The sequence below is a fragment of the Flavivirga spongiicola genome (genome assembly GCF_030540825.1).
Classification (GTDB): domain Bacteria; phylum Bacteroidota; class Bacteroidia; order Flavobacteriales; family Flavobacteriaceae; genus Flavivirga; species Flavivirga spongiicola.
This window is the reverse complement of sequence record NZ_JAUOEO010000001.1, coordinates 2445129-2471335: the sequence shown is the minus strand read 5'-3', so window position 1 is coordinate 2471335 and position 26207 is coordinate 2445129. Positions and strand designations below refer to the sequence as shown.

Sequence of the window (26207 nt, the reverse complement as noted above, 5' to 3'; positions counted from 1 at the left end):
TTATTTGCCAAATCTTCTAAAAGCAGCAACAAATTGATAAAAAGCAAATCCAATAAAAATTCTTGAAAAGAAACTTGTCATATAAGTCCATCCAGTAATTTCATTCACTGGCGCTAAAGAAGATAATTTGTGAGCTGGGTTAGCAATAGAAAATAAATATCGTATTTCATTAGAAACAATGTCTTTAAATTCTCCCCAATCTTTATATCCAAATTCTACAGACTCAAAAGAAAGTACATTTAGAGAGTGAAAAACAAGAATTATAATTAATGCTAAAAAAAAAGCGTTTCTAATTGATATTCCATGAAAATTAGAAAGTCTGTTAAGCCCTAGTATAATTTTATTATTCCAAAAGTCTGATTTAGATACTTTCCAATCCTCAATTTTATATAAAAATTCATGGGCTACTGATTTCATTTTTTGAGATTCAAAAGAATTACCTCTTTTATCAAAAGCTTGTTTTAACTCTAAAAACAGCTCATACATGTCTCTATAAAAAGACTTTTTATCTTTAATTTCGTTAGGGTAATGGATATTTTTAACAGAAGAAATAGAGCTCTTAAGTTCTTTTACAGAAGGAAAAACTGTAGACGAAAATTTAGTGTTGATAAAAGATGATTTATGAAAAACAACAAAATAATTTTTTAGACTCACCGCATTAAACCATGTGTTATCCAAATTTGAATTATGGACTTCAAAATTCCCTTTACCAACTAAAGGTTTAATATTATATAAAGAAAAATCTGATTTAGGTGAAAAATCCCTAATGTAAATATTATTGATTTTACAATCTTCAATCCTAACCTCTCCTTTCGCCTTACCTCCTAAAGAAATAGCCTCAAGCAATAAATTACTAACTTGTGTTTTAATATGATTAAAACCAATATTATAACTTAAATCAATATTAATATTTAATAGTTCTTTTTCTTTTAACGTAAGAATACGTTTAAGTTTATTTTTTTTATACGCTTGCCTATCCAAACCAAATCCTTCATATTTCCCATCAGACTTTAACAATCTTTCTTTAATTAATTGCTGTTTTCTTTTCTCTTCTATTTCGTGCCCATAAAAATTGATGCTTTCTGCATCTGTGATATGAAAAATAGTTTTGTAATTTAATAGATTTTGTAATTGTTTTTCTGTTTTTATTTGATTCACCCAATCTTTTAGGAAAATATTCTCTTCAGAATAAGAAACATTGACATTTTTTATTCCTTCAATAAAATAACTACCAAAACAATTATTAAGCTTAATTGATTTCAAATTCCTCGATTGAACTCTTAGGTTTTGGACAAAACAATTTCCAAAAAACAGCACCATATTCTTAGATTCTAAAGCAAAATCTGAAAAGGAATCAATAAAGCAATTATGAAAACCTATTGATATTTCATCTTCTATTCCTTCATCTACATTAATTGATATTTCACTATTAAATTTTACGTTTTGAAAAGATATTGTTGTTTGATTTTTTTTAATGGTCAAGCTTGCTTTTGCTTTTTCAAAAGAATTTGCTTTAATAATCAACTTTACTGGATTATTGTAAATTTTATTTTCAACATCGCTTTTGATGTAATTAAAGATGTCTATTTTATGGTTAACCATTGTACAACATAACTAAATTTATTTTCTACAAAACTAATTTATAATAACACAAATTTTTAAGCTCCTCTATAATATGGAATTAATGGTGGGTTATCTGGATCATCAGGAGTCATATATCTATCATAAAGGTCAACTTCAAATTCAGGCATAACAAAATCTTTATCAACTATTACAAATTGAGTGTTTAACAACTCGTTAGCAGACAAATTGTAAAGAAGCTTATAAAAATTATCAAAAATTTCTGAATTAACATCCTCCCCAATATTTTTCATTGGTGTATCAATAATAATAAAATTAGGAAGAGGTAAACCATTATTTTCAGCAACAATGTGAATTGATAATAAGTATGCTACATTGAAAAGAGTCTTTTTACCTCCACTACCTGCATTTTCAAAACTCCATTTTCTGTCTTCATTACCTTTAGGATATACATATATGTTCCAAGTAGTTCTGTTAATCTTTGCAATATCACCTTTATTTACACCAGGGAAACTAATGTCTAATAGTGTTTCAACAAATTTAGTCTCTAATTCACTTATAATTTTAGATGCTTTATTGAACTTATTTTTTTCAGCTAGAATCCTTTCTTTTGTTTTACTAATATTTGAATCAGATTTTATTATTTTCCCTTCAATCAAACTAATTTCAGTTGGTATTTTTTTTAAGCGATTAAATCCGCGTATTCTTTCTTCTATCGTAGCAATACTTCTATCAACCTCCCTGAATGAACTTAAATATTTAGAATCGTAATTTTTTAATTCAGTATTAATTCTGTCATCAATATTTTCTTTGAAATTTTCAAGTTTTTTTATTAACCTCCTTTGCCTATCTAACTCTTTTTTATGGATAATAACAGAATTATCAAGCTCTTCAATTCTTGAATCAATGTCTAATCTTATAGTTTCTATATTGTTAGCTTTTTCATCAGGCTTATTCAAGTCAGAGTGACACAAATAACAATCATCTTCATTAACTACAGCATTTTTAATGTCCGTACCACAGGAAGGGCATAAATCAAACTTAACGTTGTCTAAAACATGGGCAATTGAAATCGATCTTGCCATTTTAAATTTTGATGCTAATAACTCATTTTTAAGTGATATTTGGTCGTCAATTCTACTTTTTAAATCACTAAGTGCATTAAGAGATATTTCAAGGTTAACAATATTCTTTCTAGCGTTTTTTCTTAATGAATCAACAAGGTGTGTTTCTGATTGGTAACCACTTTCTAATTTATCTTTATGCTTTTTTAAATCAAAAAGCTTGTTCTTATTTGTTTCTGCCTTTTTCTCAATTTCGTCAACAGATTCAAAATCAAATTTTGTCATCAAAGTTTTAAGGCTTTCAACGTTACTTATGTAATTACTCTTTTCATTTTTATAACTAAAAAGTAGCCCCTCTAGTTTGCTCAACTCCTCTGAATGATATCCAACAACATAACGCATAACATCACGAGATTTATTACGTTTAAATGTATCTTCTAACCTGTAAAAAGAAGAGTCAAGATACTCTTGTTTTAAATAGCAATACCACATAAAGTCTCTAAAACTAACCCTAACCATCTCTGTATCCTCTTGAAGTTTACTCTTTCGGGATTTTGGAGGTTCAATATCTAGCAAGAAAAATAATAAATCGCTCAGATTGTGTATTGTTTCCCCGAAAATCGGGTTTTTGTCAGCATCAATTGGTGCTAGTAAAGTAAAACCCTCTTTATCACTATCAGTCCAAGTTACTCTTACATTATTAGTTTTACTTTCCCTATCAATAATTACATCGTTTTCACCAATAGATATTGATAATGTACATGAAACAAATTCTTGATTAATTGCAGAAGTATATTCAAGTTTCCCTCCTAAGGCAAAATCAATTAACCTAACGAGTGATGATTTACCTGAACCAATTTTACCATGAAAAAATGATATTTGGTGAGATAAATTGATCAGAACTCTTTCTTTTCTGCATTGAATTATTAAAGATTGAAATCTAAAATACATAATTAACTTATTTTTGTACCGTACTTTAATGTCCCTATTTCTGGGAATGTTTTGTATATAAAATGCATCAAATTAGTGCCGGATTTATTAAAATTTCCTTTTATGATTTTTGCTCTAGTAATTAAATCTTGATTAACATTATCATTCATTAATTCAAGTACAATTTTTCTACCATAATCCGTAATCCCAATATGGACAGTTCTACCTTGAGGACGAATATATATTAGGCCTTTACCAACAAGTTCATTTATAAACTTACGATATCTAAAATCCCATGGCCCATATTTAAACCGAATCATTTTAGATTCTACGCTTTTCCTTTCATATTGTTTTAGTTTAACTCGTTCTGGGTTTTTATTAATTGAGTTCAAAGCTCTTTCTAGATATAATGGATACCTTAATAAAAAGTCAAGTTTGGCTAATTTGGTAAGCCCCCCTATTGAGTCTTTTCCTTCCGTTCCAGAAAAAATATTTATTAAGATTAGAATTCGCCCCAAATGACTATCTTCTTCTCTTTCTAATTCTAATAAGTGTTCAAATAAGTTCATTCTATGTCGAATTTTTTACTCCACCATACTTTACAATCCTCTGTTAATATAGATGACATACCCATTAAGTGTTCATAGCGAAAATTTAGTACTCCATCTGCATCTTCCTTAGTGCTCGTTTTTAATCTTTTTCTAAGATTGACAAGCATTGAAGTGCCAAAATTATTCTCATCACTATATTCATCATCAAATGCTTCTTGTGACTCGGCATTTACTAATAATCTTATTTGATTGTACTTTTTACTAGCATCGAATGTGCCTTCTTTGTACATTAATTCCATTAAATAAGTTTCTAATGAATATTTTAAATCCTTCATTAAACCAATGTTTTCGGAACTTATTCCTCCAGCATCCATTTTTAATTCTACTTTGCTATCGGTTTTGGGAATTTGAGCTAAATTAGTAGTGTCTTTTAAAAACAACGATACAGGATTTTTCAATTCATCAGAAATCAACTCATTTAGTTTTTCCTTTGTTATTCTCTTTCCTTCAATTCTTTGTTGAGTTTGAATCTCAATTTCAGGTTTTTGCTGTAAATAATTTTCAACCAAATTTTCATCTTTCTGCAAGGCAGCTGCTTTAAAATGATAGCCAAATAATTTGTTTGCTATTGAATTCAAAACTCCCAAGTTTTGACCTTTGGTTAGAGACATCTTTGTAAGCTTATCTACTATGTGAAGGTTGATGTTTTCAAGATTTGCATATTTAGAATGTACTTCTACTTTTTTTAATGTATTTAACACATCTTCAATATCACATGATAGTTCCTTGCAAATTTGATTGATTATTTTTTTCCCTTTAGACCTAGCTTTAGTAAGTTCATCAACACTGTCTAGTTCAGCTAATAAAATTAGATGCTTTAAATTATAATGAGATGTTGAAGAATCCATACCTGTATTTGTAGCAAAAACAAATTTTCTGAATTGATTAGGAAATTTCTTATCCAAGTCTACAAACCTTTTTAAGGATTTAATGACTGGATTATCAATTGACTTAAAGGGACCTAAATTTAAATCTCTAGTCTTTACTTGAATACCTATAAATTTACCTGATGATTCTTTTGCTAGAACATCTTCGAATTGCTCACAGAAAACTTCTTCTATATCATTTTCAGAATCTAAAATGCTGAGTGCAATCAAAATAGAATAATATACCTGATATGCATATCTCTTTAGAGTTTCATCTCCAGGGTCATTAAAATCAATTTCTTTATCTGGACTTTTATTCATTAAAATGTTTAGTCGCTAGTTACAAAACAAAAGACACTAACCTTTAGAAGTATTATATTCTTAATACTATCTATGCTATAATTCAATTAATAGAGAGAGAGAATTATCTTACAAATAAGATAGCCAAATATATTAAAAAAAAAAATTAAATCTGATTAAAAAAATCTTTTAAGCTTACCTCAAAATATACACAAATTCGTAAAAGTGTACTATAGTTAATATCTCTTTTACCTTGCTCAATTCTTGCAAAGTGAATACCAGTATCATTATATGCGTTTTGCTGGCTCACACCCTTTTGTTTACGAAGAACTTTTATTCTTTGTGCAAGTTGTACTAAAACCTCATCTTTTGAGAAATTTTCCATGACACCAAGGTCATATCTTTAATTAATTTCAACAATGACACATTGGTCATTTTTATATATATTTGTTTTTAAATATTTAAAAAGCAATATGAATAAAAAATCAAACTCCAAAATGATTAAAAAATCAATTTTGACTTTATTAATTGCAACTCTATTATTGACTTGTAAATCTGAAACAAAAGCTAACATAGTTGAAAAACCCCTACCACAATATGAGACAGTAAAAGAGATGCTATCATATGCCAACGACTTTTACGAAGAGAACGGCTCTCTTAAGTTTATATCAAAAGACAGTAGTAATTTGCATATTCAAGTTTCTAAGCCTGTCTTTCAAAATGATTTAGAAAAGAATAAAAAAGAAATTGTAAAAAGAGACATTATTTATGTTGCGTTTCAGACATTTGCTCAAACTGATATAAATGAGCTTACAATAACTGCTGTTCCACTAGACCAAGAAAATAGTAAAAATTACTTTGAAGAATACAAGATGACACTAAAAGTAAACAGAAATCGAGCTAAGTCAATTCTTAAGAAATATTTGAATAGTGATGATTTTTCTATTTTATATAGCGAAGATGATGGTCTTTGGCTACCTAATTCTAACTTTAGTAAACTTAAATTTGAGAAGTTGGAAGAGGTATTTAATGACTTGTAAACAAACTAATTCAATCAAATAACTTTCGTTTTTCCCTTTCTTTTTTCATGTAATCAATTATAGCAAGCCACATAATTGCACTTGATAATATTTGATAGTCAAAACTGGTAATATGTAAAATCTTAAGTATAGTACCTGTATAAGCAACAATAACCCAAACTAGTTTTAAATAATCAAGTCTTTTTCTAATAGGTTTATTAAGAAAACTAAAGAAATAAGTTAATACGGCTAATGCAAAACCAATAATCATAATTATATTATTGTATTGCCAATATAATATTTTAGCTAATGCACCAATGATTATGATAGCAAAGACCACTTTGAATATTCTGAAATATTTAGTTCTAATAAAAGTGCCATTGCGAATTAACATAAGAAATCCAGAAAATTCACTTATTGCCAGACCAATTTGAGTCCAGAATTCAGCATCTGGACTATAAGTTAATTTTGAAACTACAAACCCTATTAAAGCGATAACTAGACCTATAATTATAACCGAAACATAATTGTAATTTTTAGTCTTCATAAATTTTACTGTTGGGTATTAAGAGTTTAAATATAACTGATTAGCATCAAAGACATCCTTAATGTCATCTCTTGTTACATTGTATATTTTTATTCTACTTAAATTAGAATATATATAATCAATATTTTCTTCTGTAAATGTTTCTTTACCTAATCGCTCAAACTCTTCTTGAATTTCAATAATTATTTCGACCTCATCCTTTTTAACCCTTTCTATTGTTTTACGAAGTAGATTATTCCATATATAGTTAGTTTTATCATCATACTCTGTTTCATTCATTTCTTCCGTATAATCTATTCCACCAGATAAGTTAACATGAATTGCTTCTAAAGTATATTTAATGGATTTAAATCCTCCCCACCAACCAAACACCATTGAAATTAAAGTGTACCATATAGATAGTGAAACTAAGACAAAGTTATTCTTGATTGTATAAACCTTTGTATTGCTATAAAAGCGAAAGAAAAGAAAACCTATGGATACTCTGAAAACCTTATATCTAATCATGGTTTCGTAGCTTCTTTAAATTTAGTTTATTTTCAAACCAATCATGAAAGTATATAATCAATCCAATAATAAAATGATAGATCATTAGACTCTTGCCCAAAAGTTCATGTGTATTTACAGAATCCCAAAGGAATATTCCCGAAATTATGTGGTATGCGGTTAGAAGGAATAAGCTCTTATTTGATTTACCTATCAAAATAAATACTATAAGAATTGCTTGAAAAAACAATCTCCCAAGATGAATTGGCAATCTCTCATCTCCAATTTTGTTATACACTAAAACCATTAAAACTACTTCAACAATTATAGTTAGAATAATTGCTGCTATTAATACAGGCCTTTCCATCATCTTTAACGAGTAGTTCTTCTTAATAATTCTTTTACTTTCATTTCTGCTTTTCTAGAATTTATATCTCCTGAAAGCACTAATTCATTAATCTTCAACAGCTCTTTAGCTATTGCTATATTGTTGTTTGAAGCTATTAATAAATCATTCTGAGCTTCTTTATGCTCTTTAATTTTCATCAAAACTCTTCCTCTTGTCAAATAGAAACTTGGGGTCGATTGGTGAATTTTTAAAGCTCTATCAAAATATTTAATCGCTTTCTTATATCTCTTAAATCTTTTATAGCATAATCCAGTATTATATTGAACCTTATAATTTTCTGGAAACTTATCTACTACCTTTTTATGTAGTCTTAATGCTTTCCAATTATCCTGATTTCTCAAATAACTATAGGCTAAATTCACCTTAATTTCATCTATTCTATAATCTCCTTTTAAGCTAATTAGATAAGCAGGGATCGCAAGGCTATGTAATTCTCTAAGGGCATAACATTGAGCTTTAATATAATAGGCATAATATAATGAACCCTCTAAGCCTATCACTAGGTCGCATTCTTTTCTGGCTTCGTCAATATCATGATTTACAAAATACAAGCATGCCTTAAAAAAATGAAAAAGGACTTTCTCTAATTTAGTTTTAAAAATATCTGGATTAATACTTTCAAATGTTGATAGCTTTTCTTCAACATCAATTTCCTTGAGCTGAATAGCTAACTTTAGAAACTCACCAATATAAATATCCTTAGTCTGAGCAGTGAATTCATCACATAACTGTATGGCTAATTCAGTTTCATCATTTTCCCACTTATCAACAGCCCGATCAAGCAATTGAAATAAATAATCGGAATAATTCTCCTTCAGAGGGTTAAGAAAAAAAGAGTCGTTTAAAAACTCTTTTAGGTCTAAAAAATTAAATAAATCATCGTTCATTATATGCTTCAAATATATTTTACCAAAATTTCCAAAAAGGTTTATTCCTCATTGGTTTCAATTCCGTTTTGGGGTTATTATATTTTTCTATGATTTCAAAAACTCTACCGTAATTATAATCAATATTATCTGGCGTTTTTTTCCAATTTATACTTGTTATTTCAATTCGAGTATCCAATGAACCATTCCATTTAACATTAAATCCATTTGTTTGTAATAAATCAACTATTCTTTCTACGACCTCTTTAGCTATATCATTATTTTGATTAGTACTATCATAGCCTATAAATAACATACGTTCTTTTTCAATAGCTCTCTCTAAGTCTTGCGAGTGATAATAACAATAACCTTTAGCCTCTATGCCGATTGCGCCTAGTTCATCAATGATTTCCATACAATCACCTTCAGCATCTTGTCTTGTATGACCTGCCATATGAAGGCTAACTATTTTTTCTCTATTAAGCTGATCGAATACCTTTACTAATCTTTCAAAATCTGTAGGATGTTGCCAGTTTTTACTGTCATCCACATGTTTTTGCAACCTACTTTCTATTTCAACTTTCAACCACTCTTCATCAAAATCATCTTCGTCATAAAACAATTCCCGAATACTTTCGAAAAGTTCGTCTCCATTTTCAAAACCAAAAAGAATATCTTTTTTTAACTGCTCTAAAGCTTCATCTTTTATTTCTTGTTTCATGGGTTTCTCTATTTTCAAGTTTTTCTATTAATTTTTCTTAAGGCTATCAATAAGCTTTTTATCTTGATCGATTTCATTTTTATAATACTCCTTTTCTTTATTTAAATCTCTTATCTCAGAATCAAGTTTTCTATTCAATTTATTGAATTTCTTTTCTAACTCCAGATTTAAATAAAACACATGAATAATAGCATAAATATCTTGTTTACCTACTCTGTTAATAGCCTCATCAAAAGGAAGCTTTAAAATTTCAAGAAACTCAGCAGCATTTTTATCGCCTTCTGAAGCTTTTTGAGACATCATATTATTAATTTCCTTGTGCTTAATATAATACTCTGTCATTTTATTAAAATCAGTTTCATCATAGTTTAGGGAATCAATCTTTTCTAAAACTTTTTCTATCGACAAACTATCTGTTTTCAAATTCTTAGTTTGAGAAAACAAGAAGGGACTTGAAAAAAATATAAAGATTATAAACGCATTTTTCATTTTAAATATTAATTATGTTCTTTAATCTGATGCTGATATTTTTCTCTATCGGTTGGAGTATTTCCAAATATAGAAATTCCAGTATCAAAAATCTCTACTTCAAAATTCCGTTTCTTTAAATAAAGATCATTCAAATCTATTGACAAGAATACAAATCCTAAAAAAAGCAGTCCGTAGCCTATCCAAAATACTTTAACAATTTTTGCTGGTATATTAATTGTCCAAATGCGAGTTGCTAAAAATGTTACTACAAACCAAAACAGAAAGTATGTCATCAAATTAACAAATAGTTCGAATATAAAATATTGAGTAGACAACGACGTATGGAAACCTTCGCATTTATAAATTAATGGAAATCCTTCAAAAAACACATCTTTAGCATCAATCGCAATTCCAAACCACCATTTGGTGACTAACCCAAAAGATATTAAGGTTAAAGGAAGGATTAATCTAAATATATGTTTTGTCATTATTACTTTTCTAAACCTTAATAATTGGTATTAACATTTTCTCTACCCTATTGATGTCTTCTAGTGAAACAAGCTTAAGTGTCTTTACAAATAAATTATCATTTTCAATTTCAACTTCCAGTCCTTTTTCTTTTTCAAAAGCCTCTAAAATTCGATTAATCTGAATAATGCTATGACTCTTTTTTATAGTAAAGCATTCATATCTGTCCGATTTGATTTCATCATCATTTCTAATAAGGTCAAATATTTTTTCGGATGATGTCTTCTCTCTAAAAAAGTAATGCCCATTTATTGAATCTATCTTTACCCAAAACATTAAATGAGACTCTCTATAATGTCCAGCTAAGTTTAATTCAACAGAAGGGAGAAAAACAGCACCTCCCTCAAATTTATATGAATCTGAGTATGACCAATCATCATAGTTTTTAAAAGTCTTTAATTCTTCTAAAACACTGTGTTGCTCTTCTGAGAATCTAGTTTTTCTATAGTCTTTGCTTTCTCTTAAATAATTTAGAGCTATTTCAGCTTGTTTTGCTCCTTCAGTAGGCAATTTGTTTAATTCAGCTTTAGGAATCGTTTTAAACTCGTTATCATGAGCTATCCAATGACCAGATTCTGCTTGTTCTAAAGTTAATTTAGCACCAGTCTCTGGATCAATTATATATTCATCTTTCAAACTTTCTTTAAGTTTCCTATCATATTCTCTCTCTTCAGCTGTTCTGCTAAACATCCAAAAGATTAAAGCTATAACCACAACGGTAAGCCCTATAAACAAGAGTATCTCGACATTATCCAAATGATTCCAATTTATTATTCATATACTTATCGGGCTACTTATGTTATCACTATCCAAACAATCTTTTAAAGAATCCTTTCTTCTTGTTCTTAATAACCCATATGAGTTCTTTACCATGGCGCTTTGTAAATTGATTCGATCCAAATTTTCCCCAAGCAAAACCATCTCCGTTTTTGTCATTTCTTAAATCAGCAACTGTCCATTCATCTCCTTCAAATTCATCCAAAAACCCCTTAAAAGAAGTGTTTTTGGTTAAAAAATCTGTTTTGCTAACACAGAGATTATTATTATCCCATACTGTCATTACTGTATTATCGTGAACTTCGTTTAAATGGCATGATTCTGGTTTTTCATAAAACTCCACCAAATGCATTAAGTATTCATTTAAATTTTGTGAATGAACTATAAATACAGCTGGATCATGACAAGCAAAAAACACCTTTCCTAAATTTCCGTTTTTATCAATATCTAAAAGCCAAAAATTTCCAAACCCATCATGGCCGAGTGTTATTGAATAAGGAGAGAGCTCCCAAAACCCAAACTCTCCAATGGAATCAAAATAAACCCTTTCTAATCCAAATCCATCCCATCCCTTGGTGTATTTCAATATATCTAACAATTCTTTATCTATTGAGCTATTAGGAAACTGTTTCTTTAAATTTTCAATTTCCTTATCTGATAAAGCAGGCTGGAAGTCTAGCGTATATTGCTCTCCATCTTCGTCAGTAAAAGTTGAAGATTGAAGTTTTTCTATTATTTGAAGATTATTCATTTCTCTAATTTAGGTTCTTAAATTTACTATTCGCTTTTCTTCTTTTTAAATACATCAATAGACCCATAATAATTAATGGTACTATCACACAAATAACAACAGATGCCTGAATATAATTAAGACCTATTATGCTAAACCAGTTTAAAAAATCAACTGATTTGTTAAATAATGCCGTTGAGAAAATCGAAAAATCAGGAACTATAATGATTGTTAAGAGAATCAACACTACAAATCCTATTTTAAGGTAGTTTGTTTTTAAAATTCTTTCAATCATATATATAAATATGACTGGAATAATAATAAAATAAACAATAATATTAACCTCATGATAAGTAAATCCTGAAATTTTTGAAATCCATTTTAATAAATCATATACAATTTTAAATGCTTCATTCATTTTTTATTAAACACAATTAAAAAGATTATCAATAAAACAGGAACACAAACTATAAAAATTAGCCCATAATATTTTATAAAAACTATTGCTGCTATCATCGTAATTAGAAAAGCCAAAATTTGTAATACTCCTTTTTTTATGTTTTTCTCATAATATCCATCTACAATAAAAATAAACAAAGGAATTATCGCTATAAATTCTAAGTAGATCATTTTTTAACTTCAAGAATGAAGGGTGATTCTGTTAGTCTAAAAAATACTTTTCCGTTCTGTTTTTTAACAATTATTTCCATTAAACCTCCGTTCCACTTTTCCTTATCTTCCCATTCCTGTATAACAATTTTTGACTTTTTAGCATCATACTTCCAATGAACCTTTATCATCATATCTTCAATTCCAATAAAGTCAATATCAAAAGTAAAACTGTGATCTGATTCTAATTCAAATGTAGATTCTTTAAATGCTCTCATTAAAGCATCCATCGTTTCTTTTTCAGCCTCAACAGAAGGCAGCTCTCCTTCTAAGTTAACAACATTCCATTTACCTATAAGTTCTGATTCTTTAATTGATTGGCTATAGGTAGCCATATTTGCGAAAAACAAAACGATAATTAATACTTTAGATATATATTTCATAGATATTATAATAGCTAGTTTTTAGTTCTTAGTTTTTTCAATAACACAATTCTCTTTCAGCAACTTCTCACCTCTTTTTTGTCCTAATTCTGCAAGTCTAGCCCAGTCATAACAGGCCTTTAAATATTCCGTTTTTTGAACATAACAAGCTGCACGATTATACAATGCATCAACTTTAGTGTGGTTTATTTCAAATGATTTTGTGAAATATTTAATTGCTTCATCAAATTTATCTTTTTGAAAACTTGACAATCCTAGATTAAAGTATTTGTTTCCGTCTCTTATTTGCTCATAAGTTAAACCATAAAGCCCACGAAGCTGAGTAAATGAATCTGTTAGTAAACCAATGTTTAGGCCTCTATAGGTTTTAGTCTTTTCCATGATAATTACAAAATTAATAGCAATGGAATCATAGTTTTCAAATCCACTAACATCCCAGAAATTAAATGTTTCATTTAAAAGGTTTACAATAACCCCCTCTCTAAAAGGATCGTCTTTATCTCTATATGTGATTTCGGTTCTAACTTTTTTATCCTTAAGCAGTATATTTATTGTCCCTTTTAGACTAAGACTCTTATGAGTTTTTTGAAGTCCTCTATTGAGGTATCGCTCTAAATTCTGACTAAATTGCGGTGTATAGTAAGGGTTTGCTATTAAATGGTTTGAACTAATATGCTTTTGCTTTTCAGTTAAATTAATATTAGCCTTTTTTATCAAATAATGTCTCTTCAACTTATCATCCTCCACACCTTTCATTTGCTCAACGATAATTAATGAATCTTTATTTAGCTTTTCTACTTCGTAAGCAAAATGTTTTGATGCAACAATCCTATTTCCTCTTAACTTATATTTAGAATTTGAATTGTCCTTTTTCTGAGCAGGATAATAATCTGTATCATAATCATTATCTCTAAAAACCATTTCGAAATGTTTAATATAATCTGGGTAGACAGGAATTAAATAGCTGCTGTCCTTCATTTCTGTTTTTATTTTTACCCAAGAGCCTAATAAATTAGACTTATTAAGCTGAGCTAACCCAATACAGGGAATTAAAAAAAGTATTAAAATTATATGTCTTTTTCCCATTCGCTTTATTAATGCAACACTTCTTTTTTTAATTGACCATTTTTATGGTACTTCTTCCAAGTACCTATCTTAGTATTGTTCAGCATTTGTCCTTCACAACGCAAATACCATTTACATTCTTTAAATGAATAATCGTACTTCTTATTATATGTGAGAATTTCAAAATACTTTTTAGGATTAAGAAAATCTTTAATGGTTTTTGCTTTGGTATCAATCTTTATTGATTTGGATTCAAACATTAAAGCACCATCATCATTGCTAAACCATTTATAAACGAGCATATTTCCAAAGTTATCGTATTCAATCTCATTAGCAACGTTTCCATTCCTATAATACTCAATCCATTTCCCTATGGAATATTCATAAACATAATTTCCGTACTCATACCTTATTCTTTTTCCTTGCACTTTTTGCACACCGTTTTTATACTTTATATCTATCTCAACAGAATCTGTAGGTTCAATTTGTGAAGCAAATTCTTTAAAATTTGGCGTGTGATGTTGAGCAAAACTATAATTCAATAGTGCTGCTAGAAAAACAAAAAAAGCTAAACAATAGTTCTTCATCCTTAATTTCAATCAGTTTCAACTGAGGTTTCCCAACCATCATAATCTCCTTTATATTTCATTGACATTTTACGCAATGATGATGTAACAGGGTAAATAGAATCAATATCTACATTATCAACTCTATGAAAACGCAATCTGTAAGGCATATTTTCATCTTCAATCTTACCTGAAGATTCAATCTTAAAACCTTGTTCTATTACCTCCTTTTTAAATAATTCCAAACTAGCATTGTCTGAAAAATAAGCCCAATGGTCTATTCTTCTTGCTTTAGTTAAATTGTCTCCAGCATTTTTTAAAGCTTCTAAAACCTTTTGGTCTTCCATATAATTAATAGTTTCTTCATTAGGGTAAAGAAACTGAGTATAATATTCCCAATTTTTGTCTTCTTTAATATTTAAATAGTACTTTTTATTTGGGTAGCTGGTTTTATAAAATTGTTCAATCTTCTTTTTTATTCCCTCATCCGATTTTAGGTAGAAATATTCTAATCTTTCAAAATTGTGCATAAAAGAGCCAACTAAAATGTTTTCACCATTTCTATTAAGTATAGCTTCCAATTCATCCCCTATTTTATGTAATAACTTAAATGTTTGATCTCCCTTAGGGAAACCATCTTCTCTTTCACTTTCATAAGTTATTCCAGTAACTAAAACGTAATTGTATCCTGATAGGGGAGCTGAGTTAATTAAATCCATTCTTACTGTTGTAGAACCAGGCTTTCCACCTTCATAATATGCAATATAAGATTCCCAATTCTCAGTTTGGGTTTGAGAAATGGCTAGGTTACAACTCAAAAACATTCCCAAAAAAAGAACTATTATTTTCTTCATCTATTTATTAATTAAGTTTAATGCCTATCAATTTGACTCGTTATTGTCTTATCCTTAATCTTATCATCATTTGCCAACATAAAAGCTTTACTTAATATTGTTGCCAATGTTGAATCTCCTTCAAATGGCAGAAATACATTTGCCTCTTTTTTTCTATCTGCTACAATACATAAATACTGATCATTGGGCTTCATCAAAATATTACCGCTGCCCATATGAATTTTGTAAATTCTTAATTTACCTTTTACAATAAGAAAATTTCCTTCGAAGCTACATTGATCTTTTATTTGAAGTTTTGGAATTAAATTTTCAAGCAATGACTTTCTTTCGATACCACTTGTAGCCAATTCTCCAAAAGAAAAACTTGACCAATAACCATGAAACCTTTCTTCTCCACCGTCTCGCCAATTAGGATCAGCACCAATACTAGTAACTCCAACAAACAAATCGACGTCTCTCATACATTCAGAAAAAACTATCGCGGGAACATCAATCATATTAACTTGATTAAACTCATCATAAAACCGAACTTGATCAGTTTGTAAATAATTAAATATTCCCATATCATTTGCTGAATCATGTACACCTTCTGTTTCTGTCCAAAACTCTATTCTGTACTTCCACGAAGGGATGTATAAGGTTGGAATATTATGCGAATCCCATTGCCCTTGAAGTTGATAACGCCAGCCTCTTTCTCTACATAAAGCATTAAAAATATGTTGCCTAATTATATGCGCTGCATACCTATTGGAATAAGAATTTGTTGTCTTTTCAGCATCGGTAACTATATATACTTCTCGGTGAGCTTGCTTAAATGGCTGCTTTACCTTGTTTTTAACTAACCATGTTCTCCATAATTCAACTTCCTTTACGGTAGCGGTAACAGGATGCCATAATTCTACTATGGATTTCTTAAAATCAATATTTGTAGTTCCTTGAGTATTGACAAACTTTCCTTTATGAAAAATGGCACTTATCGTTTTATTACTTTCAGTAAAGTTCCAGATAAGTTTAGTTCCAAAAAAAGCTAATAATTTATTTTCTAAGTATAACTCTTCCCATTGTGAATAAGTCCATCGTCGTTTACTCAGAAATATTTTTTCTATCCTATTTTTTTGTGCGCTGAGATTAGATTGTATATCCTTTACTTGTTTTTTTAACACGCGTAATTCTGTTGGAAAATTGTCCCTTACATATTTAGGAATTGTTTTTATTTGTTTTCCTTTTTCATTCTCCCATAATAAGGTTATAGTACTACTGTCTATAATTGTTATTATCCCTTTATAAGAATCAAAACTCTTTGTTAGTTGATAATCATTATTTAATTTATAATCTTGAACAGCAAGTTCCTCTATTTCGTCCATTGTCTTACCTTCTGCCTCTGCAACTCTAACAATTGCCTTAGTAATTAATGATTGTACAGAAGGGTACTTAATCTTCATTCTAAACTTTGTTAATCTTGAGACCCCATCCTTATATGGCAATTTAGAGAACGTATAAATACATGCATTACCTAATTTAACACTAACGGCACCATAACCTGACAATTTTTTAAAACTCCACAAGCCTAAGTCTTCTACAGCTTGATTTAAGTTATTATCATTCAATAAAGAACTCATCCAAATGGCAGACCGTAACAATTGAACATTTTCATCTGAAGCAAATGTAAATTCATAAGTTTTCTCTTTATGAATAACCTTCAACTGTTGTATTATCAAACCAATCCATGATATAAAACTGGTTACCAAAAATTCTTCACCTATTAATTCTATTTTACTATTGCAGTCTTTAAACCAAGCCTTTGTTGGCGTGCTTTTTTCTCTTCCTTTTGAAAAATGGTTCAATAATGAAATAAATGCTTCTTGCTTTTCTCCTTTAAATGCCTTTGCGGTATTTAAAATAGCTCCGCCTAACTTATCACTGTCACTAACAGAAAATTGTTTTGGACCTTCTTTAATAAGCTTAATTTTATTTAAAACTTTAGTCTCGTCAGCATAAACATATCTTTGATTGGAAACTAACTTTTGAATATGATTAAGGCTTTGTTTTAACTTTGGTGTGAGTGTAGTGTTTTTTGCCAGTTTCTCAACTCTGCTTAAAAAAGGAACGATTGGCCATTCGGATGTATAAAAATAATCTTTCTTTTTAGCTGACAACTCCTTGCTTAACTGCAACAATTCATCTTCATCAAAGGTCAAGTCTGACAAACGCATCAATAAGCTTACTAATTTTGAAAATACATCTTTTACATAATATGATTCTTTAGCCCACGAATTATTGATTCCCCTATATCCAATATTTTTGTAATAAATTAAAAGACGAATCACATCCTTTTTAAAACCAACGGATTTTGTTTTAAGCGTTTTATAATGCTCAAGGGTGCTTAATTTTATTGTATAGCCTTCTTTAGCATCTATAGCTTCATTGATAAAATCATTTAAAAATAATTGTACTTCTTTATTTACTGATGTTTCTTTTTGGGTTTCTTTTGCTAAATGCCCAAACATTCTTTTAAAAAAATCATTCATTTTTTCAACCTCCAACTAAAGGAGTCAATTTTAAAAAACTAATTTTGGTTTCTGAGTTCACTAAAATTTCCTTATTATAATCTGTTATTTGTTCATCGTCTACAATTACAAAATAGCCGTTTTTAAGGAATGCATCTAAAGCAACATATACCTGCTGCTCTCCATCTATATTTTTTCTTTTTTTAACTCTGAATCCGTTTAATGTTTTCTCAGCATCGCTTGGTTGAATTAAGCCTTTAAAGATTTCAGGTTTATTCTCATTATATGATTTAACTTCAGTTAAAACACGAGCAGTAATTATATCTCTTAGTGTGGTTCTTTCGTTTTCAACTTTAATTCTTATTTCATTAAGAATATCACCAGAAGCCGTTTCGTCTTTTATTATTAGTGTCGTCATTACTTAGGTTTAAAATAGATTAGTATTGAGAAGTAGCATGATATTCTCATACTAAAAACACTCTACTAATCTAATGAATTTATACGAAATAATTGACAGAAATTATTTTAGTTACTGTGAGCTATTTTTAGGTCTGATGCAGTAGGTTGCGCATTGTTTTTCTTATACACTTTACACAGTTTTGGGCTTTGTTGCTAATTTTGTATTATTTAGCTCTCATCAACAATCGATCACTTGTATTTAGGCATTTGGTCATTAAAACAACAAAAAAAAACAAGTATTTATTTAAACATTATTGCTACTAGATAACCGCTATGTGATATAATGTTGTTATATAGCTTCCAATCTTTTTTCAAATACTCATTTACCTTTTCTTCAAAATCTGGAATATGATCTTCTCTAATAATCTTTGTTTTCTTCATGATTGTATTTTAAACTATTATATATTTAATGTGTTATGTTAGTGCCTATATATAGGCACTTAACTTAATAACATATGCACTTAGATATGTTAAGTAACAAGTGTTAAACAATGTAACATGTCATTTCTTATAAACCCCTAACTTATATGGCGCTCTAGGAGCTTCTTGAATAAGCCACTCTTTGGTTTTTAGATATTTAATAAACCCTCTCATAGCATTATTCCCAGAAGCCATATCTGGCTTTCTAGTTTTAATAACTTCCTGTAAAGTATTACTTAAGTCTGTCAGAAGATATTCGTCTTTTTTAGAGTAAACTTCATTAAGCATTTGAAACTTTTCAAAATCAGGAATACTTAACAACCCGCCCTTTATAGGTTTTTTCTTAACCCTAAATTCATAATCTTCAATAGCTACAGGCAGACCATCAATAATCTCAAACGCAAAATCATCAGGTTCTTGATTTCTACACATTACTGGTTCTACAATCGAAATATCTTTATTCTGTGAATCCCTTGTGACCGATAGAACAGTTTCTGCTTTATGTGATAACTCACTTCCAAGATGTCCTCTAGCATTACTATCTCCTTTATTTTGATGAAGTACACAAACGATATGAATATTACACTCTTCTGTCCACTTCAACAATTTACTTGCAATTTCAGTGGCTTCCTCTTCACTATTAATTGACTTTATTAGGTCTTTTATTCCATCAATCACAACAAAACCAACCTTAGGGTTATTATAGATAGCAAACTCGATTAACTTAAGTCTTGCTTCTGGATTTAAACTCCTTAAACCATACACCTTTAAGTTCTTCGGATTAGGCACGCCTATTTGTTTACATACACGTTTTAAAGCTGCTTGGACATGGTATCTTGATTGCTCGGTATCAAAGTATAGGACGCCGCGTTTCCCTTTAGGTAATCGGCTTTGGTATTGACTTAAAAGCTTGTCATTCGAGGATGCAACTGACGTTACAATATTTATAAAAAAAGACTTTCTGCTTTTTGCTTTTCCAGTTACCAATCCGAAATTACTTAGAGTACCTAAAATACTAAATTTAGTTTGAGTTTTATCAAACATTCCCCAGGCAATTTCAGGTGGTTTTAATTTTTCTGAAGAATCAACCTCATATTTTTTAAGAGCTTTTTTAAGTCTTTTAGTATGCTTTTTGTTATGGGTCTTATCCATAACATTATTTTTTTAATAATTTTTAATGCGTCCATGATTTCAGAACGCTTATAATACCGCCTAGATCCTGAGATTCCATAACACTTTATCTTACCTTTTCGCTGCCAGTGCCATAAAGTAGATAAGTTTATATGCAACAACTCTGCCGCTTGTTCGCGAGTAAGCAATTCATCATTTGCATTTTCGTGAAGTAATTCTTTTTTTAATTTTTCTAGTGATTTCTTTACTTTTTCATCAACTAAATCGGCTAATTGATGTGGGGTTGTCCCAATAAATTGAATTTTATCCATTGCATTAAATTTTATATTAATGCAACATTATTTATTCTTTCAACGAAGTCTAAGAACTTAGTTAGTTTAGTATTGTATTAGTTAATTATTAGTAGATTTTACTAAAGTTTGTCTTAAGAGCATCTGTGCTATAACCCTCAAAATATTCTCCTAATATTTTAACATATTTTTCTTGTTCTCCATGTGGCTTTGAGGATTCTACCTTATAAAAATTATAAAATATTTTCTTTATATTTTTTGATTTTGCTTTTTCGCTAAACCTAAAACGAGAAGATGGGTATTCTAATTCTTCAAACGCCAACTTTAAGTAAAGTTCTAACGATTCCTGAGTGAGGTATTTTTTGTCGACTAATTTTTTATAAAAATAACTATAAACTTTATTCTCATTTAAGTCATTAAAATTATTAATAAATTGAAGATTGTTAATTTCCTTTTTTTTAAGTTCAACGTATTTTTTTAGCTTTTCTAATGAAAATTCTAAATTACTTTTTTGATGACCTGAAAGATTTAACTTGTTTAAATATTTCTTAACTCTTTTTACAACTTCAGGATATTGTCCAATAACTTCTTTCATGTATTCATTATAATAATATTCTTGAAGACAAACTTTTAAAAAGCTTATTTCTTTAGGGTCTAAAATAGTCGTAAACTCTTTTATCGATAGGTGTAAGTCATCATGATTCAAAGTCATTTTAAGACTACGAATATACCTCTTGAATATTCTCTCAAACTCTTCGTCTTTGTTTTCCATAACTAGAAGTAATTTGTTATCTCCATCGCTAAATCTTTATTACTTTTCCCAATATAACTCAAAAACATTTTCTCTGTTGAATGTCCTGTAACATAAATTAAATATGAAGTAGGTATTTTACCATAAAAATTAGTTGCAAATGAACGTCGTCCTATATGAGAGCTTACAAGCTCCCACTTTTCATAAATACCAGTTAGCTTTCTGTATTTTTTACTTCCTTCGAAAGTTTCAACTTTTTTACTTCCCTTAACCTTTTCTTTTAGTTTGGCTTCTTGACAAACAGTTTTAATATAACTGTTATATTTCTGCTCAGAGATAGTTCTAGGGAACTCTCCGTTTTTCTTCTTTAATACTTCTATTACTTTAGGATGCAAAGGGACGGTCATTATTTTACCTGTTTTCTTTTGAGTAAATTCAATTAAAGGCTTACCCTTTTCTTCTCTTATATCATTTGAATTAAACCGAAGTAAATCTGAAATTCTTTGTCCTAAATAACAACTAATAATTAACCAATCTCTTGCATTTATTAGATACTCTGCATTCAAATCGGCTTTTTCAATTTTCTCTAAGTCATCAAATGATAGATATATATTTTCTACTTTAACCTCCTTGAGTTTTACCTTTTCAAGCTGATAGCTTGTTTCTAGACCGTTATACCTTGCATGCAAACATATAGTTTTTACGGAATGAATAGCTCTAGATATGGTATTATTGGCATACCCCTGCTCTAAACAATACTTCTCAAATTGGTTTTTAAAGCTTAAATCAATATCTAATATTTTTATTTTGTACCCAACACTGTTTTCGTATCTAATTAATAGTTTCTTAACTACATTATAATTTTTTAAAGTCTGATTGGCAAGGCTATTCTTTTTTTCGTCTAAGTAGTAATCAAAATAATTTAATAATTCATTTGGCAATTCAATCTTCTCTACAATAGGGTTATAATAGAATTCTAAGGTCTTTTTTAGCCAATCTTTATCATTTATTACCTCGCTTATGTTTTCCTCATTAAACTTCTTTAAAATATAATTCTTGATTTTATTAAGCTCTGCATTTATTTTAGTTTGTTTATTCTCCAAATCAATATCCTTGACATTCTTCTTTGAGTGTAACTTCTTCCAATAAAACTTTGCATTTAGCTTATCATCCTCACTTAATTCGTCATGAGTGTAAATATGTAGTTTTGTTTTTGCCCCTTTGGAATAATCGATATCCTCATACCTAAACAACAACCTCACATTTAAAGGTTCATTGTCTCTAGTAGAACGATATAAAAAATTAACAGTTGCCATATTATAAATTTAGTAACCGTACAAATATAAATATTTTTGTACGGCTAACAACAATGTAATGCAACTTAATACAATTTGCCCAAAGAGCAAAAAATCCTTTAACAAGAGGTATTTATTGCGTTTTTACTGAAATAATCACGAAATAACAGAGAGAACTTATGTTCTAAAATTGCACAAAAGTACTACCACCTTGAGTACACTGCGGGAAAAATCATTTTTTTATTGGTTTCTCCCGCTTTTTTATTCTCTGAAACGACCATTATTAGTGTGATTACCTGATTTTGATATGGAGTTTTAAGTATTTTTTAATTAACGGATTTTTTACTATCATATATTTCTGATAGTTTTTCCATTAGTTTTTCGCCTCGTATTTCATTATTTTTTGCAATAATCCGACCTTCAGGATCAATTAGAAAAGGAGAAGGAATACCACTAATATTATATAATTTACTTGTAGGATCTTTCCAGCCTAATAGATTAGATACTTGAGTCCAAGGTAATTTGTCATCTTCAATAGCTTTTAGCCATTTATCTCGCTTTCCCGGAAAGTCATAAGAGACTCCTAATACTTCAAACCCTTTATCTTTATAAGCATTATAGGCTTCAACCACATGAGGGTTTTCTGCTCTACAAGGACCACACCAAGAAGCCCAAAAATCTAGTAGTACATATTTCCCCCTAAAGGAGGATAAAGAGACAGAGTTACCATCAACATCCGGCATCGTGAAATCTGGAGCAATGGCACCTATTTCAACATTTCTCATAATATTGACCTTTTCTCTTAAACTTGTAAATAAAAAATCATTATGGTATGTTTTAGAGTAGCTATTTAATATACTATCTAAATCTTTAGCGTTATAAGCGAATCTTAATGTCGTATTTAAAAGATATAAAGAGACCCCATTATTATTGGCGATATAATCTTTGTAATAAGCTCTTGTTTGTTTTCGAACAAGACTAGACATAGAGTCTGGAACTCTTCTTAATTCGGGAATTAAATGTTTTTTTTCTTTAACTAAAATACGCCATTCTTTGGACAATTTTTTTTCTTGATCTTCTAAAGGTTTTAGACCTTCTAAATAGCTATTATAGGCTATTTGCTCTATGCCCAGACTGTTTACAGAAGCCGTAATTCTGTCATCATCGCTGTTTTTTATTAGGGTAATTTGAATATCATCTGTACCTGCAAAAAAAGTAGTGCTAGGAACACGCTCTTTTTCTAATGTTAAGTTATATAAAGATTCATTATTTTTTTTATCCATTGAAAAATGGATTTTCTTACCCTTTTCTATTAAAACAGAATCTATTTTTGGGAATTCAATAGCTTTATTAATAGATAAGTATAAGTATTTACCATCTAGATCTAGTACTTTAGAATAATCAATTTCAATTTCAATATGTTTTTTTTCTGTCTGGCAGCTCAATATAAAGATTAGGACAAAGAGAGAGGAAAAAAGAGTTTTACTTATTTGTTTCATGATTTTTTATTTCAGGATTAATATTTTAAATGGTAAAGAGGTAGATGATTTATTTTGTTAAATAACCGTTTTTTTATACGAGCACTTTTTTATAAAGACAAGGTGACTTCCCAGTTACTTTCTTTATAGATTTCAAAAATGGCTTTATATGTAAAGGTATCTACATTAAAAGACAGATCAACTCTTTTTAAAGGAAACACCACGTTTGTTAATACGGTTCCATTTCTGTTTTCTACAGGGGTGTTATTTAAGTCAGTTATAGTAAAACTAGGTGTTATTATTTGTCCATCCTTATAAACAGTTATCCTTACTTCATTTTGTTTGATACTATTTTCTCTAAATTTAATGGTTCTAATACCTGTTTGTGAAATGACCTTATAAGGTCTTTCATAAACACCTAAATACTTACCTTTTTTAAAGAATCCTTTTTTAATAGTCTCTTTGCCAGAAAGACCTTTTAGGGTTAATACACCTTTACCATCCATGAGTCCTTTAGAAAAGTTACCTACATACGTATTACCATTCTCCCAAGTATAAGAACCTTCGCCATGAGGAAGTCCTTTATGAAATTTTCCTTCATAATAATCAGATGCTCCCCATGCTTTACCAAAGCCATGAGCATAGCCTTTTTTACAATCACCTTCATATTTTTTATTGATGGCTTCTAATTTTACTTTACAGTCTTGGGCGATCTTATTTACAGTGTTGTATGACGTAAATAAAGAAAAGGCGCATATTAAAAGGTATTTCATACGTTTAAATTTTAGTAATTATTTGATAATAAATTAATTATAAAATTGAGAACGTATGTAACCGCTACGCTCTCACATTAAAAATTTTAAACATTCCCTTTCGGGAAAAAATGCCTAAAATTTATTAATATTCGTTTCATGTGTCTTTAGTATTTGTTTTTTATCGATCACATGTAGCTTCCATTTAGTCATTTCTTTGAGTATTGACTGTTCGTTATGGAAGTTTCATGTGTTTATTTTTAAGGTAAACACCATAACCATGTTACTATGATTATGGTGTTTGTAATTATTAATTAATCTCTTGGATTCTGTTCTAAATCAGCAAAATTTAAGACTTGTTGAGGGATAGGAAACACCCAATTATTGGCTCCAGGCGTTAAAGTGAAGCTAGTAACGCCATCTGGTAAGGTATGAACAAGCGTTGTTGCTGTAGCAGGTTCTAGATTAAGGCGTTTAAGTTCAAACCAGCGTAAATTCATTCTAAAGGTCTCTCTTCTTTTTTCCTCTAAAGTAAAGGCCAACAATTCAGCATTAGAAACAAAATCAGCATCGGTTAAATTAGTATATGCAGGAATTCTTTTGACCCTTACGGTGTTTAAATCGTCAATAGCCGCAGAATCATTATTTAAACGGACATTGCATTCGGCTTTAATTAAATGAACTTCTGGTACAGTAGGCCATATAGTTACTCTTTGAGTAAAAATACTTGTAATTATAGTGGTTCCATCGCCATTAAAATTATCTCTGGTGAGTTCAGTTAAACGGGCATCAGTGGCATCAAAAATATTAACAAGAGAAGACGTTAGAGGCCCACCTCTGTAGCCTAAACCAACTCCCATCATTTTCCGCATATAATTTTCATCTTCTAAGTCATCAATACCAACTGTATAATCTGCAATAAAACTATTTTCAGCAAGGGCAAGATCAGCATAAGTAATGGCTTCAGCATAGGCTCCCATATATAATTTAACACGACTTAACATGGCGTAGGCGGCTCCTTTAGAAGGACGTGCTAAATTAACTGGTTCTGAAGATAAATTAACTACGGCCTCTTCAAGGTCTTTTAAAATAAAATCATAGATTTCTTGCACAGTTGACCTTTGTGGTGTTGTTTGAGAAACATCTGCGGTAGTCACTAAAGGAACACCCAGATCTGAAGCTGCTGTACTAGCATCATATTGTTTAGCAAAAGAGTTCACCAACATCCAATACTCGAAAGCGCGCTGTGTTTGCGCCTCTGCTTTAATTCTAACTTTGTCTCCTTCAACATAGGTAGGGACTAAAGAAGCGTTTTCTACACTATTAGCGACCGAATTAAATGTGTAAATATTAGCATATGGTAGGCTCCAAATTTGTTTAGGATCTGAATCTGTATATAAATCTGAATTCCACGAAAACAACTGTAAAGTTTGATTACTTGGATCATCTAAATTACCAAAGCTAAAAGTGCCTGGAACAAAATCATTTGCAGATATAACTAAATCATCTTGATCTGATGTAAATACGATATTTCGCTCTCCGTTTAACAATAAATCAAAATGTTCTACATTTTCAGGTACAACAAGACCTATGGGCTCAACATCTAAATAGTCATCACAACTTGTAAAAGTTATTAGAATAGAGAATACGTATATATTAAATATTTTTTTCATTTTAAAAA

General features: G+C 29.5%; 29 protein-coding genes. 1 reads left to right on the top strand and 28 read right to left on the bottom strand.

The annotated features are described in order from the left end of the window. The 5 genes from Q4Q47_RS09860 to Q4Q47_RS09840 form a co-directional block, all read right to left on the bottom strand. On the bottom strand, positions 1-1602 hold the full coding sequence (locus tag Q4Q47_RS09860) for a hypothetical protein (protein ID WP_303306489.1): 1602 nt from the start codon (positions 1600-1602) through the stop codon (positions 1-3). Between the two features lie 56 nt (positions 1603-1658). Next, a complete protein-coding gene (locus tag Q4Q47_RS09855; protein WP_303306488.1) occupies positions 1659-3596 on the bottom strand; it encodes an AAA family ATPase in 1938 nt (645 codons plus the stop codon). Between the two features lie 2 nt (positions 3597-3598). Beyond that, positions 3599-4144 carry a hypothetical protein gene (locus Q4Q47_RS09850; protein WP_303306487.1) on the bottom strand — a complete coding sequence of 182 codons (546 nt, stop codon included), beginning with the start codon at positions 4142-4144 and terminating at the stop codon, positions 3599-3601. Then, positions 4141-5373, bottom strand: coding sequence for a dsDNA nuclease domain-containing protein (locus Q4Q47_RS09845; protein ID WP_303306486.1), 1233 nt, complete (start codon positions 5371-5373; stop codon positions 4141-4143). Before Q4Q47_RS09845 ends, Q4Q47_RS09850 begins: the two co-directional genes overlap by 4 nt. A 145-nt stretch (positions 5374-5518) precedes the next feature. Beyond that, entirely contained in the window at positions 5519-5737 is a 219-nt protein-coding gene (locus tag Q4Q47_RS09840) for a helix-turn-helix domain-containing protein (protein ID WP_303306485.1), read from the bottom strand. A gap of 88 nt (positions 5738-5825) precedes the next feature. On the opposite strand from Q4Q47_RS09840, the gene Q4Q47_RS09835 reads away from it, so the two are divergent. After that, the gene (locus tag Q4Q47_RS09835) at positions 5826-6392 is read left to right on the top strand and encodes a hypothetical protein (RefSeq protein ID WP_303306484.1); all 567 of its coding nucleotides are present in this window, start codon (positions 5826-5828) and stop codon (positions 6390-6392) included. Positions 6393-6402: 10 nt separating this feature from the next. Here Q4Q47_RS09835 and Q4Q47_RS09830 read toward each other — a convergent pair whose 3' ends face one another. From Q4Q47_RS09830 to Q4Q47_RS09720, 23 genes are all read right to left on the bottom strand, one after another. Continuing rightward, complete coding sequence (locus Q4Q47_RS09830) at positions 6403-6918, bottom strand: GldL-related protein (protein ID WP_303306483.1); 516 nt, start codon at positions 6916-6918, stop codon at positions 6403-6405. A gap of 18 nt (positions 6919-6936) precedes the next feature. Next, entirely contained in the window at positions 6937-7293 is a 357-nt protein-coding gene (locus Q4Q47_RS09825) for a hypothetical protein (RefSeq protein WP_303306482.1), read from the bottom strand. 483 nt (positions 7294-7776) lie between these two features. Further along, positions 7777-8700: a tetratricopeptide repeat protein gene (locus tag Q4Q47_RS09820; RefSeq protein ID WP_303306481.1), complete on the bottom strand. Its 924-nt coding sequence runs from the start codon at positions 8698-8700 to the stop codon at positions 7777-7779. 19 nt (positions 8701-8719) lie between these two features. Then, positions 8720-9400 (bottom strand): DUF6891 domain-containing protein, encoded by a 681-nt coding sequence (locus tag Q4Q47_RS09815; RefSeq protein ID WP_303306480.1) that lies wholly within the window; start codon positions 9398-9400, stop codon positions 8720-8722. Positions 9401-9427: 27 nt separating this feature from the next. Beyond that, entirely contained in the window at positions 9428-9823 is a 396-nt protein-coding gene (locus Q4Q47_RS09810) for a hypothetical protein (RefSeq protein ID WP_303306479.1), read from the bottom strand. A gap of 74 nt (positions 9824-9897) precedes the next feature. Then, positions 9898-10359: a hypothetical protein gene (locus tag Q4Q47_RS09805; RefSeq protein ID WP_303306478.1), complete on the bottom strand. Its 462-nt coding sequence runs from the start codon at positions 10357-10359 to the stop codon at positions 9898-9900. Between the two features lie 10 nt (positions 10360-10369). Then, positions 10370-11155, bottom strand: coding sequence for a hypothetical protein (locus Q4Q47_RS09800; protein ID WP_303306477.1), 786 nt, complete (start codon positions 11153-11155; stop codon positions 10370-10372). A 49-nt stretch (positions 11156-11204) separates the two neighbouring features. Beyond that, the gene (locus Q4Q47_RS09795) at positions 11205-11927 is read right to left on the bottom strand and encodes an SMI1/KNR4 family protein (protein ID WP_303306476.1); all 723 of its coding nucleotides are present in this window, start codon (positions 11925-11927) and stop codon (positions 11205-11207) included. A gap of 4 nt (positions 11928-11931) precedes the next feature. Further along, positions 11932-12324, bottom strand: coding sequence for a hypothetical protein (locus tag Q4Q47_RS09790; RefSeq protein WP_303306475.1), 393 nt, complete (start codon positions 12322-12324; stop codon positions 11932-11934). Positions 12325-12532: 208 nt separating this feature from the next. Beyond that, on the bottom strand, positions 12533-12958 hold the full coding sequence (locus tag Q4Q47_RS09785) for a hypothetical protein (protein WP_303306474.1): 426 nt from the start codon (positions 12956-12958) through the stop codon (positions 12533-12535). Positions 12959-12979: 21 nt separating this feature from the next. Next, positions 12980-14044: a tetratricopeptide repeat protein gene (locus tag Q4Q47_RS09780; RefSeq protein ID WP_303306473.1), complete on the bottom strand. Its 1065-nt coding sequence runs from the start codon at positions 14042-14044 to the stop codon at positions 12980-12982. An 8-nt stretch (positions 14045-14052) separates the two neighbouring features. After that, positions 14053-14610 carry a hypothetical protein gene (locus Q4Q47_RS09775; protein ID WP_303306472.1) on the bottom strand — a complete coding sequence of 186 codons (558 nt, stop codon included), beginning with the start codon at positions 14608-14610 and terminating at the stop codon, positions 14053-14055. A gap of 8 nt (positions 14611-14618) precedes the next feature. Beyond that, positions 14619-15443 carry a DUF695 domain-containing protein gene (locus Q4Q47_RS09770; RefSeq protein ID WP_303306471.1) on the bottom strand — a complete coding sequence of 275 codons (825 nt, stop codon included), beginning with the start codon at positions 15441-15443 and terminating at the stop codon, positions 14619-14621. A 17-nt stretch (positions 15444-15460) separates the two neighbouring features. Continuing rightward, complete coding sequence (locus Q4Q47_RS09765) at positions 15461-17971, bottom strand: DUF4132 domain-containing protein (RefSeq protein WP_303306470.1); 2511 nt, start codon at positions 17969-17971, stop codon at positions 15461-15463. Positions 17972-17975: 4 nt separating this feature from the next. Further along, the gene (locus Q4Q47_RS09760) at positions 17976-18368 is read right to left on the bottom strand and encodes a hypothetical protein (protein ID WP_303306469.1); all 393 of its coding nucleotides are present in this window, start codon (positions 18366-18368) and stop codon (positions 17976-17978) included. A 281-nt stretch (positions 18369-18649) separates the two neighbouring features. Continuing rightward, the gene (locus tag Q4Q47_RS09755; protein ID WP_303306468.1) at positions 18650-18790 is read right to left on the bottom strand and encodes a hypothetical protein; all 141 of its coding nucleotides are present in this window, start codon (positions 18788-18790) and stop codon (positions 18650-18652) included. A gap of 120 nt (positions 18791-18910) precedes the next feature. Then, positions 18911-19981, bottom strand: coding sequence for an AAA family ATPase (locus tag Q4Q47_RS09750; protein ID WP_303306467.1), 1071 nt, complete (start codon positions 19979-19981; stop codon positions 18911-18913). Next, a complete protein-coding gene (locus Q4Q47_RS09745; protein ID WP_303306466.1) occupies positions 19897-20271 on the bottom strand; it encodes a helix-turn-helix domain-containing protein in 375 nt (124 codons plus the stop codon). Before Q4Q47_RS09745 ends, Q4Q47_RS09750 begins: the two co-directional genes overlap by 85 nt. Before the next feature lie 88 nt (positions 20272-20359). Continuing rightward, positions 20360-20845 (bottom strand): hypothetical protein, encoded by a 486-nt coding sequence (locus Q4Q47_RS09740; RefSeq protein ID WP_303306465.1) that lies wholly within the window; start codon positions 20843-20845, stop codon positions 20360-20362. Between the two features lie 179 nt (positions 20846-21024). After that, on the bottom strand, positions 21025-22317 hold the full coding sequence (locus tag Q4Q47_RS09735; RefSeq protein ID WP_303306464.1) for a tyrosine-type recombinase/integrase: 1293 nt from the start codon (positions 22315-22317) through the stop codon (positions 21025-21027). Between the two features lie 305 nt (positions 22318-22622). Then, positions 22623-23795 (bottom strand): peroxiredoxin family protein, encoded by a 1173-nt coding sequence (locus Q4Q47_RS09730; RefSeq protein ID WP_303306463.1) that lies wholly within the window; start codon positions 23793-23795, stop codon positions 22623-22625. Between the two features lie 89 nt (positions 23796-23884). Beyond that, positions 23885-24547 (bottom strand): MORN repeat-containing protein, encoded by a 663-nt coding sequence (locus Q4Q47_RS09725; protein WP_303306462.1) that lies wholly within the window; start codon positions 24545-24547, stop codon positions 23885-23887. Between the two features lie 293 nt (positions 24548-24840). Continuing rightward, positions 24841-26199, bottom strand: coding sequence for a RagB/SusD family nutrient uptake outer membrane protein (locus Q4Q47_RS09720; protein WP_303306461.1), 1359 nt, complete (start codon positions 26197-26199; stop codon positions 24841-24843). Positions 26200-26207 lie beyond the last annotated feature (8 nt).

Bases quoted from the DNA above. Each gene is read 5' to 3' on its own strand.
- Q4Q47_RS09765 (WP_303306470.1), bottom strand. From the start codon at position 17,971: ATGAATGATTTTTTTAAAAGAATGTTTGGGCATTTAGCAAAAGAAACC.
- Q4Q47_RS09785 (WP_303306474.1), bottom strand. From the start codon at position 12,958: ATGAAATATATATCTAAAGTATTAATTATCGTTTTGTTTTTCGCAAAT.
- Q4Q47_RS09825 (WP_303306482.1), bottom strand. From the start codon at position 7,293: ATGGTGTTTGGTTGGTGGGGAGGATTTAAATCCATTAAATATACTTTA.
- Q4Q47_RS09770 (WP_303306471.1), bottom strand. From the start codon at position 15,443: ATGAAGAAAATAATAGTTCTTTTTTTGGGAATGTTTTTGAGTTGTAAC.
- Q4Q47_RS09815 (WP_303306480.1), bottom strand. From the start codon at position 9,400: ATGAAACAAGAAATAAAAGATGAAGCTTTAGAGCAGTTAAAAAAAGAT.
- Q4Q47_RS09855 (WP_303306488.1), bottom strand. From the start codon at position 3,596: ATGTATTTTAGATTTCAATCTTTAATAATTCAATGCAGAAAAGAAAGA.
- Q4Q47_RS09775 (WP_303306472.1), bottom strand. From the start codon at position 14,610: ATGAAGAACTATTGTTTAGCTTTTTTTGTTTTTCTAGCAGCACTATTG.
- Q4Q47_RS09755 (WP_303306468.1), bottom strand. From the start codon at position 18,790: ATGAAGAAAACAAAGATTATTAGAGAAGATCATATTCCAGATTTTGAA.
- Q4Q47_RS09840 (WP_303306485.1), bottom strand. From the start codon at position 5,737: ATGGAAAATTTCTCAAAAGATGAGGTTTTAGTACAACTTGCACAAAGA.
- Q4Q47_RS09845 (WP_303306486.1), bottom strand. From the start codon at position 5,373: ATGAATAAAAGTCCAGATAAAGAAATTGATTTTAATGACCCTGGAGAT.
- Q4Q47_RS09805 (WP_303306478.1), bottom strand. From the start codon at position 10,359: ATGACAAAACATATATTTAGATTAATCCTTCCTTTAACCTTAATATCT.
- Q4Q47_RS09730 (WP_303306463.1), bottom strand. From the start codon at position 23,795: ATGAAACAAATAAGTAAAACTCTTTTTTCCTCTCTCTTTGTCCTAATC.
- Q4Q47_RS09720 (WP_303306461.1), bottom strand. From the start codon at position 26,199: ATGAAAAAAATATTTAATATATACGTATTCTCTATTCTAATAACTTTT.
- Q4Q47_RS09780 (WP_303306473.1), bottom strand. From the start codon at position 14,044: ATGGGAAAAAGACATATAATTTTAATACTTTTTTTAATTCCCTGTATT.
- Q4Q47_RS09830 (WP_303306483.1), bottom strand. From the start codon at position 6,918: ATGAAGACTAAAAATTACAATTATGTTTCGGTTATAATTATAGGTCTA.
- Q4Q47_RS09860 (WP_303306489.1), bottom strand. From the start codon at position 1,602: ATGGTTAACCATAAAATAGACATCTTTAATTACATCAAAAGCGATGTT.
- Q4Q47_RS09725 (WP_303306462.1), bottom strand. From the start codon at position 24,547: ATGAAATACCTTTTAATATGCGCCTTTTCTTTATTTACGTCATACAAC.
- Q4Q47_RS09790 (WP_303306475.1), bottom strand. From the start codon at position 12,324: ATGAATGAAGCATTTAAAATTGTATATGATTTATTAAAATGGATTTCA.
- Q4Q47_RS09745 (WP_303306466.1), bottom strand. From the start codon at position 20,271: ATGGATAAAATTCAATTTATTGGGACAACCCCACATCAATTAGCCGAT.
- Q4Q47_RS09735 (WP_303306464.1), bottom strand. From the start codon at position 22,317: ATGGCAACTGTTAATTTTTTATATCGTTCTACTAGAGACAATGAACCT.
- Q4Q47_RS09835 (WP_303306484.1), top strand. From the start codon at position 5,826: ATGAATAAAAAATCAAACTCCAAAATGATTAAAAAATCAATTTTGACT.
- Q4Q47_RS09740 (WP_303306465.1), bottom strand. From the start codon at position 20,845: ATGAAAGAAGTTATTGGACAATATCCTGAAGTTGTAAAAAGAGTTAAG.
- Q4Q47_RS09850 (WP_303306487.1), bottom strand. From the start codon at position 4,144: ATGAACTTATTTGAACACTTATTAGAATTAGAAAGAGAAGAAGATAGT.
- Q4Q47_RS09750 (WP_303306467.1), bottom strand. From the start codon at position 19,981: ATGGATAAGACCCATAACAAAAAGCATACTAAAAGACTTAAAAAAGCT.
- Q4Q47_RS09795 (WP_303306476.1), bottom strand. From the start codon at position 11,927: ATGAATAATCTTCAAATAATAGAAAAACTTCAATCTTCAACTTTTACT.
- Q4Q47_RS09820 (WP_303306481.1), bottom strand. From the start codon at position 8,700: ATGAACGATGATTTATTTAATTTTTTAGACCTAAAAGAGTTTTTAAAC.
- Q4Q47_RS09760 (WP_303306469.1), bottom strand. From the start codon at position 18,368: ATGACGACACTAATAATAAAAGACGAAACGGCTTCTGGTGATATTCTT.